The organism is Micromonospora sp. 067-2 (assembly GCF_046549295.1).
In the GTDB taxonomy this organism is placed as follows: domain Bacteria; phylum Actinomycetota; class Actinomycetes; order Mycobacteriales; family Micromonosporaceae; genus Micromonospora.
The window spans coordinates 421,329-441,359 of sequence record NZ_JAJPWB010000006.1 but is presented as its reverse complement, the minus strand read 5'-3'; the positions used below and the strand labels follow the sequence as shown (position 1 = coordinate 441,359).

The window sequence follows — 20,031 nt, the reverse complement described above, 5'->3', positions numbered from 1 at the left end:
CGGGCGGCTCCCTCTCGGGGGGTCGCCCGTCGTCCCGTCAGCCCACCCCCCGATCAGCGCGGGGAGACCGAGCGGTAGTGGGTCTTGTCGGTGGCGGTGAGGCTGAAGGTCTGGCTGCGCGACGGTTCGGGAACGACCGCCAGGCCGGGTCGTTCGACGAGCATCGGAGTGCCCGGCGGAACGGACAGTGAGCTGTCCCGGGTGGCCCGCCAACTGAACACCACCAGCGGTTGGCCGGGCACCGGCAGTTGGTACGTCTGCAACGGCGTCGCCCGGTCGGCCGGAGAGACCACCGGTGGGCCGCCGTCCGCCGGGCGGTAGACCACCGCGGTCATCGTACCGGCGTCGGTGTCCCAGCTGAGCTGCTGCAACTCGGCAGCCTCGCCGCCGCCGAGGGCGACCTCGCCGAGCGAGCGGACCGAGAGCTTCGCCATCGGCCAGGAGGTCGGTACCGAGCGTGGCGCGTCCCGATCGCCGATCCGGCGCGGAATGCTGCCGAACGGGCCCCGATCACCGGCCAGCACGCAGGTGTCCAGGCCGGTGAGCGCCCGGCGGCCGGTGCCGGCCTCGTCGCGTACCAGCGGATAGCGCGGATCGGTGGTGCCGGTGCCCAGGTCGAGCAGCCGGTCGGCGGCCCGGCCCCGGGGCAGCGACTCGGTGGCCCGCAGGGTGACGGTCACCGGAACCGCCGTGCAGGACGGCACGGCGACCGGCGCGCTGAGGCCGTCGGCGACGGTCAGCGCCCGGCCCTGCGGCCCGAGCAGCGTCTGCACCCGGGCGGAGACCAGGTAGCGCCGGCCGCCGCGGGTCTGCACCGGCAGCACGTCGGAGTAGACCAGGTAGCCGGGGTCGGTGTACTCGGTGGCGCGGGTGACCGCGTACCGGTCGCCGTCGCGGGTGAGTTGCAGCAGCCAGGAGGCGCTCTCGCCGGGCACGTCGGCGGCGACCAGGGCGACCGGGGCGCCGTCGATCAGGCCGGAGAAGAGGATGCCGGACGAGGGCAGGTGCGCCCGGTCGTCGTCCGGTGACCGCCAGTCGCGTACCGCGGTGCTGACCGCCGCCGTCGCCGTGGTGTCGGCGGCCAGGTCGCCCCGGGGCGGCCAGACCGCCAGCGAGCCGTCCAGGCTGTCGTAGCCGACCCGCAGGTCCCGCGGCGTGCGGTCGGCGACCGGACCGCACGCGGTGCCGGCCAGCAGCGCAGTACACAGGACGGCGAACGTCCTGCCGAACCGGCGGCCTGGCATCACCTGATCCGCACCCCGATCGCCTCGCAGTCGCTGTCGGAAAGCGCCATAGTACGAGATGTCCGACGCTACGCCTCGAGTGGCCGCCGCTACACCCACCACAATGGACGCGACCGGGGCTTAAGTGCCTTTTCGGCGCTCGGGTAGACTCCGCCGACTGTGACGCCTGCCGAGTCCCGCGCCCTGTCCGCGCCGCGCCCGGAGGCGGCGACCGGCCCCGACCTGGCAGCGGGCCAGCACGCTCCGGCCGGGCGGCCCACCGATTCCGCCACGTCGGCCAGGGGCTCCGTCGCCACCGTCGAGCACGCGCTCGCGGGCCCCGCCGCGCCAACCACCCCGTCGACCGCCGCGCCCGCCGAGGCCGCGCCCGCGGACGCCGCGCCCGCCGAGGCCCGGACGGACCAGGCCGGTACGGACGACGCGGTGGAGGCATCGGCCGGGACACGGCGGCGCCGGTGGATCCGGTGGCGGCAGGACCTCGCCGTCGGCGCGATGTTCCTGCTCGCCGCCGTGTGGGTGACGAGCCGGATCTGGCTGGACCCGGCCGGGCGGGCGGCGTCGCTCTACACCGGCGACCCCGCACAGGTGCAGTTCTTCCTCGCGCACTCGGTACGCGTCGTGCTGCACGGCGAGTACCCGTTCTACACCGAACAGTTCAACTATCCCGACGGCGTCAACCTGATGGCCAACACGGCGGTGCTGGCGCTGGGCATCCCGATGGTGCCGGTGACCGTGCTCTTCGGGCCGGCGGTGTCCTTCGTGGTGCTGGTGACGCTCGGCCTCGCCGGCACCGCGCTGGCCTGGTACGCCATGCTGTCCCGGCACCTGGTGCGCACCCCGCTCGCGGCGGCCGTCGGCGGATGGTTCTGCGGGTTCTCCCCGGCCATGCTCTCGCACGCCAGTTGGCACCCGAACATCATCAGTCAGTTCCTGCTGCCGTTCGTCGTGTGGCGGGTGCTGGTGCTCACCCGGTCCCGCCGGCCGGTACGCGACGGCGCGCTGCTGGCGCTGCTGGTCACCGCGCAGGCGTTCATCAACGAGGAGATCCTGCTCTTCACGGCGATGGCCTGCGGGGTGTTCCTGCTGGCGGTGCTCGCCCAGGAGCCGGCCCGCTGGTGGGCGGCGTGGCGACCGCTGGCCGCCGGTCTGGCGACCTGTGCGCTGCTGGCCGGGGCGCTGCTGGCGTACCCGCTGCACGTGCAGTTCGCCGGGCCGATGGCGTACCACGGGCTCAGCGACGCGGTCCAGGACTACGGCAACGACATCGCCGCCTTCTTCGCCCCCGGCTCACCCACCCTCGGCGGCAACCAGCGGGCCAACATCAACCTGGCGCCGAACTATTCGGAGGAGAACGCCTTCTTCGGGTGGACCCTGTCGCTGCTCGCCATCGGCGTGGTGGTCTGGCTGCGACGGAACCGGATCGTCCGCGCTCTCGCGGCGACGGGCGTTCTCTTCGCCGTGCTCTCGCTCGGCGAACGGGTCTCCTGGTGGGACCGGGAACTCGTGACCGGGCCCTGGCAGTGGCTTGTCCACCTGCCACTGCTGGACGCCGTGGTGCCGACCCGGTTCGGTCTGATCACCAGCGTGGTGATCGGTCTGCTGCTCGCGCTCGCCGTCGAGCGGGCCTGGGCGTTGCGCCCCGCCGATCGACGCACCGTACGGAAGCTGACCGTGGCCGGTCTGGCGTTCGCGCTGCTGCCGATCGCCCCGATGCCGCTGCCGATGGTCTCCCGCCCGCCGGTGCCGACATTCATCACCGCCGACCGCTGGCGGGCGTACGTCGCGCCGGACCAGACGCTGGTGCCGATCCCGGTGCCCAGCATGGGCAACACCAACGGCATGCGCTGGGCGGCGGCCACCAACCTCGACTTCAAGATCCCCGGCGGTTACTTCCTCGCCCCGCGCAACGGCAACACCGGTGACCCGGGCCGGTTCGGCGGCCGACCCAGCGGGGTGGGTCAGGTGCTGGAGGAGGTGGCGACCACCGGCCGTACGCCCGCGCTGGACGACCGGCAGCGCCGCCGCTTCACCGACGAGCTGCGGCACTGGCGGGCGGCGATCCTGGTGCTGCCGGTCCGGCAGCAGAACGCCGAACCGCTGCGGCGTACCGTCGAGGAGCTGGTCGGTCCCGGCCGCCAGGAGCTGGACGTCTGGGTGTGGGACGTCCGACCGCTGACCGACCGCTCGGTGTGATGACGACCGGGACGGCGTCCCCGGCGACGACGATCCCGGCGACCCCACACCGACCGCGACCGGCGTGGCTGCCGGACGCGCTGGTGGTGGCCGGCTATCTGGCCCTGGCCGTGGGGCTGACCAGCGGGCAGTGGAGCCACCCGCGGCGGCTGTTCCACCAGGCGGGCGACCAGGTTCTCTTCGAGTGGATGCTGGCCCACGCGGCCCACGCCGTGACCGAGGGGGAGAATCCGCTCTACAGCACCGCGTTGAACGCGCCGGACGGGGTCAACCTGATGGCGAACACCTCGGTGCTCGGCCTGGGTGTGCCGCTGACCCCGGTCACCCTGCTGCTCGGCTCGCAGGCGGCGTTCTGTGTGGCGGTCGTCTGCTGCCTGGCCGGCACCGCCACCGCGTGGTACGCGCTGCTGCGCCGTCGGCTGGTCGGCGCCCGGTCGGCGGCGGCGGTCGGCGGGCTGGTCTGCGGCTTCGCCCCGGGCATGATCGCCCAGGCCGGGGCGCACCTGCACATGGCCGCCCAGTTCCTGGTGCCGGCGATCCTCGCCCTGGTGTTCCGCCCCGGGCCCGGTCCCGGCGGGGTGTGGCGGCCCGGCGTCGGCCTCGGGCTGCTGCTCGCCTGGCAGGTCTTTGTCGGTGAGGAACTGCTGGTCTTCCTGACGCTCGCCGCCGGGGTGTTCGCGCTGGGCTACGCCCTCGCCGACCGGGCCGCGGCGCGGCGACTCGCGCCGGCCCTGCTGGGCCGACTCGCGGTGGCGGCCGTGGTGGCGGCGGTGCTGCTGGCGTACCCGCTGTGGTTCCAGTTCCGCGGCCCGCAGCACTACTCGGGGATGGCCTTCGCGGCGCACAGCTTCCAGTTGGACGCGGCGTCGTTTCCCGCGTCGGCCCGGCAGACCGTGCTCGGCGACGACCTGCTGCCCGGCCTGCTCTCGCCGAATCCCACCGAGGAGAACTCCTTCTTCGGGCCCGGTCTGCTGGTGCTCGCCGTGGTCATCGTGATCTGGCTGTGGCGACGACCGCTGGTCCGTGGGCTGGCCGGTTGCGGCCTGGTCTTCGCCCTGCTCTCGCTCGGCACCGAGCTGCGGGTGGACGGCAGGGCCACCGGCATACCCCTGCCGTACCGGCTGGTCGCCGGACTGCCGCTGTTCGACCTCGCGGTGCCGGCCCGGTTCGCGCTGGTCTGCGTACCGGTGCTGGGCGTGCTGGTGGCGCTGTCCCTGGATCGGATCCGGGCGGCCCGCCGGCCACCGGCCGCACCGGGGCTGCCGGTGCGGCTGCTCTGGACCGGCGCCGTGGCCGCCGCGCTGCTGCCCCTGGTTCCGACGCCGATCCGGGCGGTGCCCGTCGCGCCGGTGCCGGCGTTCGTGGCCGACGGCGGATGGCGTCCGCTGGTGCCGCAGGGGCGGACCATCGTCGCGGTACCCCCGGTCACCGGTGCGGCGCTCAGCCCGGTGATGCTCTGGTCCGCCCGCAGTGGTCTGGCGTTCCGCGCGCCCGGCGGCTACTTCATCGGCCCGAGCGGCCCGGACGATCCGGCGGCCCGGTGGGGGGCGCCGGACCGGCCCACCGCCGTGCTGCTGCGTCGGGTGGCCGAGACCGGCAGGGCGCCGGTGCTCACCGACGCCGATCGACGGCAGGCCGTGGAGGATCTGCGGCACTGGCGGGCCGCGCTGGTGGTGCTCGGTCGGCTGCCGCACGGCGATCCGGTCCGCCGGACCGTCGACGATCTGCTCGGCCCGGGCCGACCGGTCGACGGTGGCTGGGTGTGGGACGTGCGGAGCCAGGTCGGCTGACCAGCTGCTGACTAACCCACCAGCGTGCGGACGTCCCAGACCCAGACGTCGTCGACCCGTTGCGGTGGCCCGATCAGGCCGGTGACCAGCTCGCGCAGCACCGCCTCACGCGGGTGCGCCCCGAGGACCACCACCGACGCCCGCCAGAACCGCAGGTCCTCGACGGCCTGGCGGCGGTTCTCATCGGTGAGCACCGGCACCACTCCAGCGTCCATGGTGGAGTAGACGAGGCTGCTGGTCGGCCGGTTCGGCGCCCCGAACACCCCCTCACCGACCTCGTTCGGCCCGATGAAGTAGCCGCCGGGGATGGGAAACTCCTGCCCGGTCAGCGCGCTCCAGCGCAGCGTCGGCAGGCCGTGCACGTTGCTGGGGATCGGCACCGGCACCAGGGTCCGGCCCGCCGGCACGTACGGCCGCCACCCGCCGGCGGTGATGAAGTGCGGCGGCGGCTCCACCGCCTGGGCCGGCAGCGGACGGGGGAGGAGCGGCAGCACGGCGAGGGCGACGGCCGCGTACCCCACCGGGCGCAGCCACCGCCGGCGGGACGTGACCGGTGCGGGCACGTCCGCTCCGCCGGACGCCGCCGGCCCCGGCTCACCGGCGCGCGGTGCCGGCACCCGGGGCAGGCCGGCCAGCGGGCGGCCCTGGCGGGACGCGGCGTCCCAGGTCAGCGCGAGCAGCACACCCACCGCGGCGGCGACCACCAGGGTCAGGCGGGTCGGCATCATCATCTCGACCAGCGGCAGGTCGTCCGACACGTACGACCACGGGCCGCGCACACCGGTCTCGACCCCGTTGAAGCGCACCACCGGCCCGATCGCGGCCACGGTGAAGACCACGATCAGCACCGCGACGATCCGGGCGGCCAGCGACCGGCGTACGAGCAGCACCAGGGCCACCACCGACAGGAGCACCAGCGGCCAACCGAACCAGGTGTTCTGCTCGGTCATCCCGATCGTCTTCTCCACGGCCGGGTCCCCGGCCCAGGTGTCCCGGGCGAAGGTGACGAAGGCGACCAGGTCCTCGCCCCAGTTGTGGAAGACACCGCCCTGTAGCCCCCGGTACGACTGCGGACCGTTGAACTGGAACCAGATCGGGTACGCCGCGAGCAGCAGGGCAAGCCCTCCGCCGACGCCGAGCGCGGCCAGGAACGGCCCGGCCGCGGCCCGCGCCGCCGCCGGACGCTGCACGACGTACGCCAGCACGACGACCAGGCAGGCCAGCGCGGTGAGCAGCAGCATCTCCTCGTTGAGAAAGATCTGGTACGTCACCAGCACGCCGAGCGCCACCCCGTTGCGCAGCCACCGACCCGGCTCGCCCAGCCGCAGCACCCGCACCACGATCAGCGGCAACAGGAAGTTCGACACGAAGTTGGGCTGGCCGTTGGCGTGGTGGACGATGCCCGGCGCGAAGCCGAGGAAGGCGCCGCCGACGAACGCCGCCGCGCGGGAGCGCACCAGGTGACGGGAGAGCATCCAGTACCCGGTGCCGGCGGTGGCCGCCAACGCCCCGCCCAGGTAGAGCGCGTACATCACCTGGGGGCCGAGCAGCATGGTCAGTGGAGCCAGCGGCAGGGTCACCCCGAGCAGTGAGGTGTTGGCCATCATGTTCACCCCGTCCGGGGCGTTCTGACGGGCCGTGAACAGCGGGTTCTCCAGGTGGCGCACCGAGTACGCGCCGTGCGCGAACAGCCACTCGAACCAGCTGTGGTCGGTGGGCAGGTGGGAGGAGACCCGGCCCTGCACGTCCCCCCAGTAGTTGAGGCAGACGAACACGCCCAGCAGCACATAGGCTCCGAGGGCCATGAAATCGGCGCGGCGCGGACGGCGTCGGGGCGGTCGTGTCGGTTCGGCCTCGGCCGGGTCGACGACGGTCACGGGATTCAGCGAAGGGTCTACCACCGGCACAGCCACGACGGGCCATCGTACAGGCGACCATGCGTCGCTTTTGCCGGGCCGGTGCGCCCGCGGTCGGTGTGCCGGGCGCGACCGTTGGCTCGTCGTACCGGAAATGGGAGGACGGTCGGTGTCGATCATCGAGCTGGGCGAGGTGCGGGACGAGCCGGCCTCGGCGCCGCCGGTCCGCCGACCGCGTGCCGCCGGCCGCCCGCTGCGCTGCGCGGCGGTGCTGCTGCTGGCCCTGGTGGTGCTGGCCGGCGCGACGCCGGCACCGGTACGCCAGGTGAGCCTGGTGCCGACGTCACCGGGCGCGACGGCGTACCTTGCCGAGGACGGCGTCTTCGTCGTCGACCCGTCCACGTCCGTCGGGGACCGGTTCCTGACCGCGTACGCCCAGCCGTCGCCCGTTCCGGGGGCCGGCGTGCGACGCCGGTGGCAGGCGCCACTGACCCGCACCGGTGACGTCCTCGGCGTCCGGGCCGAGCGGGGCCTGGTGCTGATGATGGGGACCAGCGCCGCGAACGGCGTGTTCCAGACCACCGCCTTCGACGCCGGGACGGGCCAGCGGCGTTGGCAGCATCCCGGGATCGCCGAGTGGGCGGTCGACGGCGGTCTGCTGCTGATGGACACGATGACCGGTGGGCCGGGCGCGATAAGCCGGGTGACTCCCGACGCCGGCCGGGTGCTCTGGTCGGTGCCCGTCCCGCCGCCCGGTAACCCTGGGTACCGGGTGAGCGACGGCCGGGTCGACCAGTTCGTGCTGGTCCAGCCGACCGGTGAGCTGCAGGTGCACGACGGCGCCACCGGCAGTCTGTTGCGCAGTGTCGACACACTGTCCGGTGACCGGGCGGCGTTCCAGCGGGTGCAGGTCGTAGGCGACCTGCTGCTGCTCGTTCCACCCGGCAGTACCGGACTGGTCGGCTACGGGCTGCCCCGGCTGGAGGACCGGTGGACGGCCGACGTGCCGTTGGTGTCCTATGTGGTCGGCTGCGGCGCCCTGCTCTGTGCGCTGCAGCAGACCGGTGGCATCCAGACCCTGGACCCCGCGACCGGTGCGGTGCGCTGGTCGGACCCGGGCCGTGACAGGCTGATCGACGTCCGGCAGGGCCGGTTGCTGGTGGCCGGGCCCGAGCAGCGGTACGCGGTGCGGGACGCGGCGACCGGGCGGACGCGGACGGAGCTGGGCCAGTGGGACCTGGTGCCGACACCGGGCAGGGGCCGTCCCCTCATCGGTGTGCGGTCCTCCGACGACGACCGGCTGGTCGTCGCCGAGCTGGACCTGGTGGCTGGTCGGCCGCGGATCCTGGACGTCCTGCCGGACGTGCTCGGCGGCTGTCAGGCGGCCCTGCCGGTCCTGCTCTGCCGGCGCGTCGACGGCTCGACCGCGCTGTGGTGGTTGCGCTCGTGACGGGCCCGGTCATCGATCTCGGCGAGCTGCGGCACGGGCCGGACACGGACCCGCCGCCCCGCTCACCCCGACCGCCCCGGGCAAGCGGTCGGCCGGCGCGCTGCGCGCTGGTCGTGCTGCTCGTGCTGGCCACTCTCGCCGCCGCCACGCCCCTGCCCCGGCGATCCGTGCTGACGCTGCCGGGGCGGCCCAGCAGCGAAGCAGTGCTCGCCGGCGACCTCTTCCTCCTCATCGACCCGATCGGCCCTCGGGGGACACAGCGGCGGTTGACCGCCTACCGGCTGCCCGGGGGTGCGGAGGTCTGGCAGGCACCGTTGCCGGTGGAGGGCCTCGGGTGGGAGGTCACGCCGCTGGCCCAGACGGTGCTGGTCACCGCTCTCGAGACCGACCGGCCCGGTCCGGACCGACTGACCGTGGCACTCGACCGGGAGACCGGGGCGTACCGGTGGCAGCAGCCGGGCAGCGCCGCGGCACTGGCCGACGGCAGCCTGCTGCTGGAATCAACCGACCGCGACCAGCGGACCTCGCAGCGCGCGGTGGACCTGTGCTGTGGGTCCGTGCGGTGGCAGCTGATGAACGTTGCCGCCGAATCCACTGTGCGCGACACCGGGCACGGGGTGGACCGGGTGGTGCTCAACCACGTGGACGGGCCGATCGAGGTACGGGACGCGATCACCGGCAGGGTGCTGGCCCGCGCCGACCTGAGCCCACCCGGCGACGACGTGCCCCTGACCGTGCAGGTCGTGAACGACGTGTTGCTGGTCTTCGCCGTGGATCTCGGCACCGTCACGGCGTACGGGCTGGACCGGCTGGACCGGCGGTGGCAGGTCAGCGCCGAACGGCTCGACTTCGCCCTGGACTGCGGCCCCGTCATCTGTTTCCAGGGTCCCACCGCCGAGCTGCGCGCGGTCGACCCCGCCACCGGTCAGGTGCGGTGGCGCAGCGACCGCTGGAAGTGGGTCTGGCCGTACGGCGGCCGGCTGATGGCCAGCGTGTCGAGCAGCACCGGTTCCACCATGGAGCCGCTCGCCGTTGTCGATCCGCTGACCGGCCGGGCGCTGGCCGACCTGGGCCGTTGGGAGCTGGTGGGGCTCGGCCCCGACGGCCTGATGGTCGGGGTGCACCGGCATCCCGACGGCGGGCTGCTCGTCGCCGAGCTGGACGCCCGCGCCGGGACGGTGCGGATGCTCGACGTGCTGCGGGACGCGACCGGCGAGTGCCAGGCAGACGTCGGCCGGCTGGTGTGCCGGCGGGTGGACGGCTCGTACGGTCTGTGGCGGTTGCCCGACTGAATCACCAGTTGGCCTGGGCGGGCGGCGGGGGCAGCGGCACCGACGGCGGCCGGAGCACGTACGCCACCCCGCCGCTGCCCCGCTGCCAGGCCGCCTCGAACCGCTGCCGGGGCACGGTACGACGGACCGCGTCGTCGTCCGGCGCGTACGGGTCGTTGAGCACCGGATCGCCGTCGACGGTGAAGCCGACCAGCACCATCAGGTGCCCCCCGGTGTCGTAGGCCAGGCCGGGCACCTCGCCGGCCCGGAAGGCGGCCGAGACGATCAGGGGGATACCTGCCGCGAGAAACGTCTCCGCCTCGGCCAGCGACCGCAGCCGGGTGACGAACGCGTCCACCCCGTGCAGACCCGCGTACGCGGTGTTGAACGGCCAGTTGCCGGCCCCGTCGTACGCGTGGTCGTAGCAGTGTCGGGCGGCGTGCACCACCACCGGTCGCGGGCCGGGCGGCTCCACCCAGGCGTAGTGCTCCGGCGTCGGCTCGGCCCCCCAGTAGGCGAGCACCATGGAGGTGCAGGTGGGGCTGCACCACGAGTCGCCACCGCCACCCCACTGCGGATGCTGGCCGGCGTGCAGCCGCTGCGAGTAGCGGGGAACGTCCAGCACCCGTCCTCTGCCGGCGGCCGCCGCCCGGTCGACGTCCAGCGCCGGCTCGCCCAGCGGCACGGCGCCGGTGGCGACCGCACCGATGCTGCGCAGCACCGGCGCCGTCGGGCTGCCGGCCGGCCGGAACAGGGTCAGCCGGGCCTGCCAGCCGGTGACCGTCGCCCCGGTCACGATCAGCGTGTCGGTGTCCACCCGGGCGTCGCCGTCGCGCTGCCCGGGCACGGACGTGCGCTGCACCGCCCGGTCGTCGGCCGCCCAGCGGGCCAGCACGTACCAGCCGGTGCTGGGCTCGTCGCCGTGCCAGCCGCGCAGCTCGACCTCGATCCAGCAGCCGTCCGGGGTGTCGGCGGTCCAGGACGGCACGACCTCGGCGACCGCGAAGCCGACCCGCACCGGCGGTGACGTCCAGCTGCCCCGCGTCGCCGTAGGGTCGGCGCTGCCCAGGGTCAGCCCCCGGTCGGTGGTGCGCAGGCCGTCGGCGGTGCTGTCCGCCTGGTCGGATGGCAGGTGGAAGCCCCGGTAGGCGATGTCGCGCCCGCTGGGTGGTGCCGCGGTGGTCATGACAGGTCCGTCCGTCGCTGTGCGTGCCGGAAGCATCGCGTACGCCGGGATGGGTCGCAACGCCGGCCGGCGCGGGCGGCGAGGGACGATGGGTTGCCCGCCGGCACTAGGTTGTCGGTGGTCAGCTGCGAGGAGGCCGGGATGCGGGTGCTGGTGGTGGAGGACGAGCGCAACCTCGCCGACGCGATAGCGCGCGGGTTGCGCAAACGTGGCATGGCGGTCGACGTGGCCTACGACGGCGACGCCGGCCACGAGGCGGCGTTCGTCACCCGGTACGACGTGGTGGTGCTGGACCGTGATCTGCCCGGCGTGCACGGCGACCAGATCTGCGCCGACCTGGCCGCCTCCGGCGCGCTGACCCGGGTGCTGATGTTGACCGCGAGCGGCACGGTGGCCGACCGGGTGGAGGGGTTGCAACTCGGGGCGGACGACTACCTGCCCAAACCGTTCGCCTTCGACGAGTTGGTCGCCCGGGTGCAGGCGCTGGGCCGGCGGGCCACCCCTGCCGCGCCACCGGTGCTCGAACTGGCGGACCTGGTGCTCGACCCGGCGCGCAGGGTCGCCACCCGCGCCGGCGTGCCGGTGGACCTCACCAACAAGGAGTTCGGGGTGCTCAGCGAGCTGCTCAAGGCGCGCGGCGCGGTGGTGTCCAGCGAGGAGCTGCTGGAACGGGTGTGGGACGCCAACACCGACCCGTTCACCACGATCGTCCGGGTCACCGTGATGACGCTGCGCAAGAAGCTCGGCGATCCCGCGCTGATCGAGACGGTGGTCGGTGCGGGCTACCGCACCGCCGAGGCGGGGGCATGAGTCGCCGGCTGCGGCCGACCCTACGTCTGCGGCTGACCCTGCTCAACGGTGTGCTGCTGGTCGGCGCGGGAGCGATCCTGGTGCTGCTGGCCTGGCTGCTCGTCCGCGACGCGCTGCGGCCCACCGACGAGCTGCTGCCCGGCACCACGGTGGTGCTGGCCGACGGCCGGTCGCTGGACGCCGGCCAGTGGCAGCGCCAACTCGTCGACGCCGCCTCGGCAGAGCTGCTGGCCAAGGGCTTTGTCGCGCTGCTGGCGATCAGCGTGGTCGGCGTGGCCGGTGCGTACGCGGTGGCCGGTCGGGCGCTGCGCCCACTGCACCAGGTCACAGCGACGGCGCAGCGGCTCGGCGAGGCGACCCTGGACCAGCGGATCGGCTACTCCGGTGCCGACGACGAGGTGGCCGAGCTGGCCAAGACCTTCGACGCCATGCTGGACCGGATCGCGTCCGCGTTCGAGGCGCAGAGGCGTTTCGTGGCGAACGCCTCACACGAGCTGCGTACTCCGCTCGCGGTGATGCGGACCGAGATCGACGTGACCCTCAGCGACGATGACGCGGACGCCGGCGAGTACCGCCGGATGGCGACCGTGGTCCGGGACGCCTCGGAGCGGGCGAACGGTCTGGTGGACGCACTGCTGGTGCTGGCCCGCAGTGAGGCGCAGGCCGGCGGGCGGTTGGGCCGGCGTACGGAGTGTGACCTCGTCGCGGGCACCGTCAACGCGTTGTCGGCGATGCGCCGTGAGATGGAGCGGATCGGCCTGCGGGTGCAGACCTCGATGGAGTCCGCGCCGGTCGTCGGTGACCCGGGGCTGCTCGACCGGCTGGCCGGCAACCTGATCGAGAACGCGGTCCGCTACAACCATCTGAACGGCCGGCTCTGGGTGCGTACCGGCACCGATGGTGAGCGCTCCTGGCTCGTGGTGGGCAACACCGGTTTCGAGGTGGAGCAGGCCGACGTGCCCGGGCTGTTCGAGCCGTTCCGGCGCGGCGGCCGGGAACGGACCGGAGCCCGGGGCTCCGGCCTGGGGCTGTCCATCGTCCGGGCGGTCTGCAACGCGCACGGCGGCACGGTGCGGGTGATCGCGCAGCCCGGCGGTGGCCTGGAGGTGACGGTCACCCTGCCTTCGGCGGACGCCCCGGCGGTGACCGGTCCGGTGCCCTCCGCCGGCTGACCGGGGTTGCGGGCGATGCCCGGCCGATGGCAAGATCCGGTTGTCAGCTCGAGATCGAAGGGGGGTGCGTCGATGTCCGTCATTCCTGGCTCCGCACCCCGGGTCTCTCTCGGCTGACTCCCGGAGGCGGAGCGTCCCATCCCTTACGGAGGGAACACCCGTGTATCCACGGATCCGCAACATCAGCTTTGACTGTCATGACACGTACGCCCTGGCCGGCTTCTGGTCGACCGTGCTCGGGTACGCCCGGCATCCTGAGGACTTCCCGGGTGATCCAGAGGCGGTGCTGCTGCCATCGGACGAGGCAACCCCGAATCTGTTCTTCCAGGCGGTGCCGGAGGACAAGGTGACCAAGAACAGGCTGCACATCTGCCTGGAACCGGTCGACCGGAGCAGGGACGAGGAGATCGAGCGGGTGCTCGGCCTCGGAGCCACCGTGGTCGCCGACCGTCGGCGCGCCGACGGTACGGGCTGGGCGGTGCTCGCGGACCCGGAGGGCAACGAGTTCTGCGTGGTCCGCAGCGCCGGGGAGCGTGTCACCACCTCTGTGGAGGGCCAACCGTGAGTTCGACGATCCACAACATCAGCATCGACTGTTCCGACACGTACGCGCTGGCCGGCTTCTGGTCGCAGGTCTTGGACTGCCCCCGGCAGCCGGACGACTTCCCCGGCGACCCGGAGGCGATGCTCCTGCCGCCGGGTGGCCCGGAGGTGCTGTTCATAGCGGTGCCCGAGGGCAAGACGGTGAAGAACCGACTGCACCTGGATCTGCAGCCCACTGACCGCAGCCGCGCCGAGGAGGTCGAGCGGTTGCTCGGCATCGGTGCGGTGCACGTCGCCGATCACGTCGGGCCGACCGGCGGGGGTTGGGTGGTGCTCGCCGACCCGGAGGGCAACGAGTTCTGCGTGCTCGGCAACGCGGCCGAGCGGGCGGCGGCGGCAGCTGCGCGGGCCGCCGCGGGAGAGGATCAAACGGCCTGACCGTCGGTACGACATGCGCCCCGGCCACCCATCGGGTGGCCGGGGCGCGTGTCGTCGTCACGAGAAGCCTGGCTCTGCGTAACTACGGGGATGTTGTCGCCTCAAAGCGGGTCGAGGCAGCAGGTTCCCCGACGTCGCGCAGATCTCGCGGCTTCGCACCCCGATCCGGAACGCCGCTCGACGTGGCATCTGAACCATGATCGGCACGGGCTCCGGCCACCCGAGGGTGGCCGGAGCCCTGGCCGGTACGGCTCAGGAACGCTGCTCGATCTGCCCGCGGATGGTGACGAACTCCGCCTTGACCTCGGCGGAGGTCTTGAAGTAGACCACGATCATGCCCAGGCTGCCCCGGTCGGCCCATACGCAGACGGCGAGCGGGATTTCCTCGGCCTTCCCGTCGCCGCAGCGCGCCTCACCACCGAGCGGGCCGGGCTCGACCGCCGCCATGGTGGCCACGCCCAGTTGACCGGAGAGCCCGGAAACGGCGTCGTCCAACTCCTTCTTCGGGTCCGTCATCAGCCCGGACGCGCCGGCGATCATGATGAGATCCTGCTTGGCCGGGTCGCCGTAGAAGGCGCCGACAGTGCTCGTCTCGTTCTGCACCGAAGCCTTCATCTCGGTGACCAACTGGTCGGAGATCGCCTGCAGCTTCGGGTCGCTGATCTTCGGACGACCGGCGAGGGTGGTCGGCGCGACCAGCCGGGTGGTGGTGGCGTCGACGACGTCGCCCACCTCGTCCTTGACCAGGAACCAGGTGATCGCCACGCCGCCGAGGCAGAGCACCAGCACCACGGACAGCACGATCAGCACGATCTTGCCGACCTTCGACTTCTTGGGCGCCGGCGGTCCGGCGGGCAGGCTCGGGTCGCCGTACGACTGACCCGGCGGCGGGGGCGGGAAGCCCTGCTGCTGCGGCCAGCCACCGGGCGGTTGTGGGGCGGGGCCGCCCGGCTGCTGCGGTGTCCCAGGCTGGCCGGGCTGCTGCTGCGGGGGGTGGGAGTCGGACGCAGGGCCGTAGGGGTCGGCCGGCGGCTGGGACATCAGTCAGCTCCAAGATCGGGTTGGAAAACGGGTGATCTTAACCCGGTGGCGGGTCCGGCGCTGTCCGTTCCTGGGTCGCGCGCTGGTCCGTTCGCTCGGACACGATCGCGGTGGCCGGCCGCCCACGAAGGGCGGTCCGACCACCGCGACGGTGGTGCTGAGATCTCCTCAGGCGGGCAGGCTCGCCACCCCGCGCCGCAGGAACCGACGGCCGGTGACCCGCTCGGAGGTGCCGGTCCGATCCAGGTACGGCGTGACGCCGCCCAGGTGGAACGGCCAGCCGGCGCCGAGGATCATGCACAGGTCGATGTCCTGCGCCTCGGCGACCACGCCCTCGTCCAGCATGAGCCGGATCTCCTGCGCCAACGCGTCGAGCGCGTTCTGCCGTACCTGCTCGGCGGTCAACGGCTGGTCACCGACCACGAGCAGCGCGGCGACGTCGGCGTTGATCTGGTCGTCGACCACGATCGGCTGGCCCGAGTCGGCGATCCGCTTGAGGTTCTCGCTGACGCCGAACCGGTCCGGGTACGCCGTGTGCAGGGTGCCGCCCACGTGGTACGCCACGGCCGGCCCGACCAACTGGAGCAGGGCGAGCGGGCGCATCGGCAGACCCAGCGGGTCCAGGGCGCTGTTCGCCACGTCCAGCGGCGTGCCCGCGTCGACGGCGGCGAATACGGTGCCCAGGAAACGGGTGAGCAGCCGGTTCACCACGAACGCGGGGGCGTCCTTGACCAGCACCGAAGACTTCTTCAGCTGCTTGCTCACCGCGAACGCGGTGGCCAGGGTGGCGTCGTCGGTGCGCTCACCACGGACGATCTCCAGCAGCGGCAGCACCGCCACCGGGTTGAAGAAGTGGAACCCGACCAGCCGCTCGGGGTGCTCCAACTCCGCGGCCATCTCGGTGATCGAGAGCGAGCTGGTGTTGGTGGCGAGCACCGCCTCCGGGGAGACGATCTTCTCGAGCTCGGCCCAGACCTGCTTCTTGACGCCCAGATCCTCGAAGACCGCCTCGATGACGAAGTCGGCATCGCTGAAGGCACTCTTGTCGACCGTGCCGCTCACCAGGCCGTACAGCTTGGCGGCGGTGCCCTTGTCCATCCGGCCCTTGGTGACGGCCTTCTCGATCTGGGTGTGCACGTAGCCGACGCCCTTGTCGACACGGGACTGGTCCAGGTCGGTCAGCACGACCGGCACCTGGAGTCGACGGGCGAACAGCAGCGCCAGTTGGCTGGCCATCAGGCCGGCACCCACGATGCCGACCTTGGTCACCGGTCGGGCAAGCCCCTTGTCCGGCGCGCCGGCCGGACGCTTGGCCCGCCGCTGGACCAGGTCGAAGGCGTACAGACCGCTGCGGAGCTCCTCGGAGAACACCAGGTCCGCGAGGGCCTCGTCCTCGGCCGCGGTGCCGGCCGCGAAGTCGGCGTCCTTCGCCGTCTCCAGCAGGTCGAGCGCCTTGTACGCGGCCGGCACCGCGCCGTGCAGCCGCTGGTTCAGCGTCTCCCGGGCGAAGTAGAGCACGCCCGCCCACATGTCCCTGTCGACCTCGGGTCGGGTCACGGTGACCTGGCCCCGCACCACGCCGGCGGCCCACTCCAGCGACCGCTCGAGGAAGTCGGCCGGCTCCAGCAGCACGTCGGCGATGCCCAGCTCGGCAGCCTGCTTGGGCTTGAGCATCTTGTTCTGCATGAGAGGGTTCTGGATGATCACCTGAGTGGCGGCCGGGATTCCGATCAGGTTCGGCAGAAGCTGGGTGCCGCCCCAGCCGGGGACCAGACCGAGGGAGACCTCGGGCAGGGCGAGCGCCGCCGCGCCACCGGAGAGCGTCCGGTAGTGGCAGTGCAGCGCCAGTTCCAGGCCGCCGCCCATCGCCGCGCCGTTCACGAACGCGAAGGTGGGGACGGTGCTGTCCTTGAGTCGGGCGAAGACCCGGTGACCGAGCCGACCGATCTCCAGCGCCTGCGCGCGGTCGGCGAGCTGCGGCAGACCGACGATGTCCGCGCCCACGCAGAAGATGTACGGCTTGCCGGTGACCGCGACAAACGCCGGGTCGGCCGCCAGCGCGGCGGTGATGGCCTCGTCCAGGCTCGTCAACCCGCCCGGGCCGAAGGTGTTCGGCTTGGTGTGGTCGAAGCCGTTGTCCAGCGTGATCAGGGCGGCGGGTCGGTCCAGCCCCGGTACGTTCACCGAGCGCAGCAACGCCCTGGTGACGACCTCGTTCGGTGCGCTCACAGTGCCACCTTCGGTTCGCGACTGCGGGGCTCGCAGGCCCGGCTCACTCCTCGCGCTCACTTGTCCGCTCCCTGCGTCCAGTGCGGGTTCTCCCAGATCACGGTGCCGCCCATGCCGATGCCGATGCACATGGCGGTGAGGCCGTAGCGGACCTCGGGGTGCTCGGCGAACTGGCGGGCCAGTTGGGTCATCAGCCGTACGCCGGAGGAGGCCAGCGGGTGACCGATGGCGATGGCGCCACCCCACGGGTTGACCCGCGGGTCGTCGTCGGCGATGCCGAAGTGGTCGAGGAAGGCCAGCACCTGCACGGCGAAGGCCTCGTTCAGCTCGAACAGGCCGATGTCGTCGATGCTGAGCCCGCCGATGCGCAGGGCCTTCTCGGTCGACGGGATCGGGCCGACGCCCATCACCTCGGGCTCCACCCCGACGAAACCGAACGACACCAGTCGCATGGCGACCGGCAGGCCCAGCTCGCGGGCGACGGTCTCGGAGGCGAGCAGACTCGCGGTGGCGCCGTCGTTCAGGCCGGCGGCGTTGCCCGCGGTGACCTTGCCGTGCGGACGGAACGGGGTCTTCAGGGTGCCGAGCTTCTCCAGCGAGGTGTCCCGGGGGGCCTCGTCCACAGTGGCCAGACCCCAGCCGCCCTCGGCGTCACGGGTGGCCACCGACACCAGGTCGTCCTGGAGCTTGCCGTTGGCGTACGCCTTCGCGGTCTTCTGCTGAGAGGCAAGCGCGAACGCGTCGGTGCGCGCCTTGGTGATGTGCGGAACCAGGTCGTGCAGGTTCTCGGCGGTGGCGCCCATGACCAGCGCCGACGGGTCGACCAGCTTCTCCGCGATGATGCGCGGGTTGGGGTCGACGCCCTCACCCATCGGGTGGCGGCCCATATGCTCGACGCCGCCGGCGATGGCGATGTCGTACGCGCCCATGGCGATGCCGCTGGCCACGGTGGTCACCGCGGTCATCGCGCCGGCGCACATCCGGTCGATGGCGAACCCGGGAACGGTCTTGGGCAGACCAGCCAGCAGTGCGGCGGTACGGCCGATGGTGAGGCCCTGGTCACCGATCTGGGTGGTGGCCGCGATGGCGACCTCCTCGACCCGCTCCGGAGGCAGCTGCGGGTTTCGACGCAGCAGCTCACGGATGCAACGGATCACCAGATCGTCGGCGCGGGTGTTGGCGTACATGCCACCCGCCTTGCCGAACGGGGTACGGACGCCGTCGACGAAGACGACATCCCGAACTTCACGGGGCACTGGAGCCTCCTTTTCGACCATGACTCGGCCTTCGCGCCGACAGGCGGCACTGCGGATCGAATGACGGTCGCCGACACGGGCACGTTGCCCGAATGCTACTCGTCAGTAACCAACCTCGCGGCCACCCCCCGCTGTGGCCCACCCCACACCAACCAGCCGCAGCCGGTCGACCGGATCAGGGCGATCCCGGGTCCAGTGCGGCGGTCAGCTGCTGAAGGAGCAGGGCGATCTGCCATTCACGGGCGTTGAAACCCCGCAGGGTCTCGGCCACGGAGTCCTCGGTGACCTCCTCCGGCGGGGTCCAGGCCAGCCGACGGACCGAATCCGGGGTGATCAGATTCTCCGCGGGCAGATTGTGCTCGCCGGCGATGCGGATCACGACCTCACGGGAACGCGCCAGCCGGCCGGCGGCAACCGGGTCCCGCTCGGCCCACCGATGCGGCGGTGGCGGACCCTCCACCGCCGGGGTGACCGGCAGCGAGTCGTCCGGCAGGTGCCGGGCGTCGTCCAGAGCGCTCAGCCAGGTGCGGGCCAGCCGGCGTACCGATCGACCGCCGAAACCGGGCAACGTCAGCAGGGTCTGCTCGTCCTTCGGGTCCAGTTCGGCCGCGGCGATGATCGCCGAGTCCGGCAGCACCCGACCGGGAGCGGCGTCCCGCCGGGCCGCGATCTGATCCCGGGCGTACCACATCGAGCGGACCCGGGCCTGCGCCCGCGCCCCGCGCACCCGGTGGATGCCGGAGGTGCGTCGCCACGGCTCGGCGCGGACCCTGGGTGGACGCGCCCCCGTGCGGACCAGCGCGGCGAACTCCTCCGCGGCCCACCCCGACTTGCCCTGCCGGGCCAGCTCGGCATCGAGCGCGTCGCGCAGATCGGTGAGGAGTTCCACGTCGAGCGCGGCGTAGGTCAGCCACGACTCGGGCAGTGGACGACTCGACCAGTCCGCCGCCGAATGGTGCTTCTCCAGGGTGTACCCGAGTAGCTGCTCGGTCAGCGCGGCCAGGCCGACCCGCTCGAACCCCGCCAGCCGGGCGGCCAGTTCCGTGTCGAACAGCCGACGCGGGCGCAGCCCCACCTCGGCCAGGCAGGGCAGATCCTGGCTGGCCGCGTGGAGCACCCACTCGGCCTCGCCGATCACCGCGTCCAGCGCGCTGAGGTCGGGCAGCGGCAGCGGGTCGATCAGCGCCGTACCCGAGCCGGCCCGGCGCAGCTGTACCAGATAGGCACGCTGGCTGTAGCGGTATCCGGACGCACGTTCGGCATCCAGCGCGACCGGGCCGGTCCCCGCGGCGAAGCGGGCCACGACCTCGGCGAGCTCAGCCGGCGCGGCCACCGGATCCGGGGTGCCGTCACGCGGGGCGATCAGCGGAACGGGCCCACCGTCGGTCGGGTCCGGCCCCTCGCCCGCCAGCTGCGGCTGGGCCGACGGCGGGTGCTCAGGTGCGTTTCCCGGAAGTTCTTCGGCGGGCCGACGGCGCAGGGGTGGTTCGTCGGTCACCTGCCAACCCTAGTGCGCGCGGTGATCCGGCGGGTGCAGCCGGTCCGGTGCGTG

Annotated in this window: 15 protein-coding genes; 8 read left to right on the top strand and 7 right to left on the bottom strand. The window is 72.8% G+C overall.

What is annotated here, in order from left to right; genetic code table 11:
* Positions 1–53: 53 nt before the first annotated feature.
* The gene (locus ACLJN9_RS17380; RefSeq protein WP_410812405.1) at positions 54–1,247 is read right to left on the bottom strand and encodes a hypothetical protein; all 1,194 of its coding nucleotides are present in this window, start codon (positions 1,245–1,247) and stop codon (positions 54–56) included.
* Between the two features lie 420 nt (positions 1,248–1,667).
* On the opposite strand from ACLJN9_RS17380, the gene ACLJN9_RS17375 reads away from it, so the two are divergent.
* Positions 1,668–3,437 carry a hypothetical protein gene (locus tag ACLJN9_RS17375; RefSeq protein WP_410812490.1) on the top strand — a complete coding sequence of 590 codons (1,770 nt, stop codon included), beginning with the start codon at positions 1,668–1,670 and terminating at the stop codon, positions 3,435–3,437.
* A complete protein-coding gene (locus tag ACLJN9_RS17370) occupies positions 3,437–5,227 on the top strand; it encodes a hypothetical protein (RefSeq protein ID WP_410812404.1) in 1,791 nt (596 codons plus the stop codon). The genes ACLJN9_RS17375 and ACLJN9_RS17370 overlap by 1 nt, the downstream gene beginning before the upstream one ends.
* Before the next feature lie 11 nt (positions 5,228–5,238).
* On the opposite strand, the gene ACLJN9_RS17365 is transcribed toward ACLJN9_RS17370, so the two are convergent.
* The gene (locus ACLJN9_RS17365) at positions 5,239–7,128 is read right to left on the bottom strand and encodes a hypothetical protein (protein ID WP_410812489.1); all 1,890 of its coding nucleotides are present in this window, start codon (positions 7,126–7,128) and stop codon (positions 5,239–5,241) included.
* A gap of 124 nt (positions 7,129–7,252) precedes the next feature.
* Between ACLJN9_RS17365 and ACLJN9_RS17360 the strand changes: the two genes are divergently transcribed.
* Together ACLJN9_RS17360 and ACLJN9_RS17355 are read left to right on the top strand one after the other, a co-directional pair.
* Entirely contained in the window at positions 7,253–8,533 is a 1,281-nt protein-coding gene (locus ACLJN9_RS17360) for a PQQ-binding-like beta-propeller repeat protein (RefSeq protein ID WP_410812403.1), read from the top strand.
* Positions 8,530–9,825: a PQQ-binding-like beta-propeller repeat protein gene (locus ACLJN9_RS17355; RefSeq protein ID WP_410812402.1), complete on the top strand. Its 1,296-nt coding sequence runs from the start codon at positions 8,530–8,532 to the stop codon at positions 9,823–9,825. The genes ACLJN9_RS17360 and ACLJN9_RS17355 overlap by 4 nt, the downstream gene beginning before the upstream one ends.
* A gap of 1 nt (position 9,826) precedes the next feature.
* Here the strand turns inward: ACLJN9_RS17355 and ACLJN9_RS17350 are convergent, their stop codons facing one another.
* Positions 9,827–10,990, bottom strand: coding sequence for a peptidase C39 family protein (locus ACLJN9_RS17350; RefSeq protein ID WP_410812401.1), 1,164 nt, complete (start codon positions 10,988–10,990; stop codon positions 9,827–9,829).
* A gap of 141 nt (positions 10,991–11,131) precedes the next feature.
* Here ACLJN9_RS17350 and ACLJN9_RS17345 point away from each other — a divergent pair, with 141 nt between their 5' ends.
* The 4 genes from ACLJN9_RS17345 (at position 11,132) to ACLJN9_RS17330 (ending at position 13,953) form a co-directional block, all read left to right on the top strand.
* Positions 11,132–11,800, top strand: a complete 669-nt coding sequence (locus tag ACLJN9_RS17345) for a response regulator transcription factor (protein WP_410812400.1) — start codon at positions 11,132–11,134, stop codon at positions 11,798–11,800.
* Complete coding sequence (locus ACLJN9_RS17340) at positions 11,797–12,972, top strand: sensor histidine kinase (RefSeq protein ID WP_410812398.1); 1,176 nt, start codon at positions 11,797–11,799, stop codon at positions 12,970–12,972. The genes ACLJN9_RS17345 and ACLJN9_RS17340 overlap by 4 nt, the downstream gene beginning before the upstream one ends.
* A 160-nt stretch (positions 12,973–13,132) precedes the next feature.
* Positions 13,133–13,537, top strand: coding sequence for a VOC family protein (locus ACLJN9_RS17335; protein WP_410812397.1), 405 nt, complete (start codon positions 13,133–13,135; stop codon positions 13,535–13,537).
* Complete coding sequence (locus ACLJN9_RS17330) at positions 13,534–13,953, top strand: VOC family protein (protein ID WP_410812396.1); 420 nt, start codon at positions 13,534–13,536, stop codon at positions 13,951–13,953. The genes ACLJN9_RS17335 and ACLJN9_RS17330 overlap by 4 nt, the downstream gene beginning before the upstream one ends.
* Positions 13,954–14,205: 252 nt before the next feature.
* Here the strand turns inward: ACLJN9_RS17330 and ACLJN9_RS17325 are convergent, their stop codons facing one another.
* The 4 genes from ACLJN9_RS17325 to ACLJN9_RS17310 form a co-directional block, all read right to left on the bottom strand.
* Positions 14,206–14,994, bottom strand: coding sequence for a hypothetical protein (locus ACLJN9_RS17325; RefSeq protein WP_410812395.1), 789 nt, complete (start codon positions 14,992–14,994; stop codon positions 14,206–14,208).
* Positions 14,995–15,162: 168 nt separating this feature from the next.
* Complete coding sequence (locus ACLJN9_RS17320; protein ID WP_410812488.1) at positions 15,163–17,259, bottom strand: 3-hydroxyacyl-CoA dehydrogenase NAD-binding domain-containing protein; 2,097 nt, start codon at positions 17,257–17,259, stop codon at positions 15,163–15,165.
* 20 nt (positions 17,260–17,279) lie between these two features.
* The gene (locus tag ACLJN9_RS17315) at positions 17,280–18,479 is read right to left on the bottom strand and encodes a thiolase family protein (RefSeq protein ID WP_410812394.1); all 1,200 of its coding nucleotides are present in this window, start codon (positions 18,477–18,479) and stop codon (positions 17,280–17,282) included.
* A 175-nt stretch (positions 18,480–18,654) separates the two neighbouring features.
* The gene (locus ACLJN9_RS17310; protein WP_410812393.1) at positions 18,655–19,977 is read right to left on the bottom strand and encodes a ribonuclease D; all 1,323 of its coding nucleotides are present in this window, start codon (positions 19,975–19,977) and stop codon (positions 18,655–18,657) included.
* Between the last annotated feature and the right edge of the window lie 54 nt (positions 19,978–20,031).

Excerpts from the sequence above, each read along its gene's own strand:
- ACLJN9_RS17370 (WP_410812404.1), top strand. The coding sequence starts at position 3,437 with ATGACGACCGGGACGGCGTCCCCGGCGACGACGATCCCGGCGACCCCA.
- ACLJN9_RS17350 (WP_410812401.1), bottom strand. The coding sequence starts at position 10,990 with ATGACCACCGCGGCACCACCCAGCGGGCGCGACATCGCCTACCGGGGC.
- ACLJN9_RS17345 (WP_410812400.1), top strand. The coding sequence starts at position 11,132 with ATGCGGGTGCTGGTGGTGGAGGACGAGCGCAACCTCGCCGACGCGATA.
- ACLJN9_RS17340 (WP_410812398.1), top strand. The coding sequence starts at position 11,797 with ATGAGTCGCCGGCTGCGGCCGACCCTACGTCTGCGGCTGACCCTGCTC.
- ACLJN9_RS17325 (WP_410812395.1), bottom strand. The coding sequence starts at position 14,994 with ATGTCCCAGCCGCCGGCCGACCCCTACGGCCCTGCGTCCGACTCCCAC.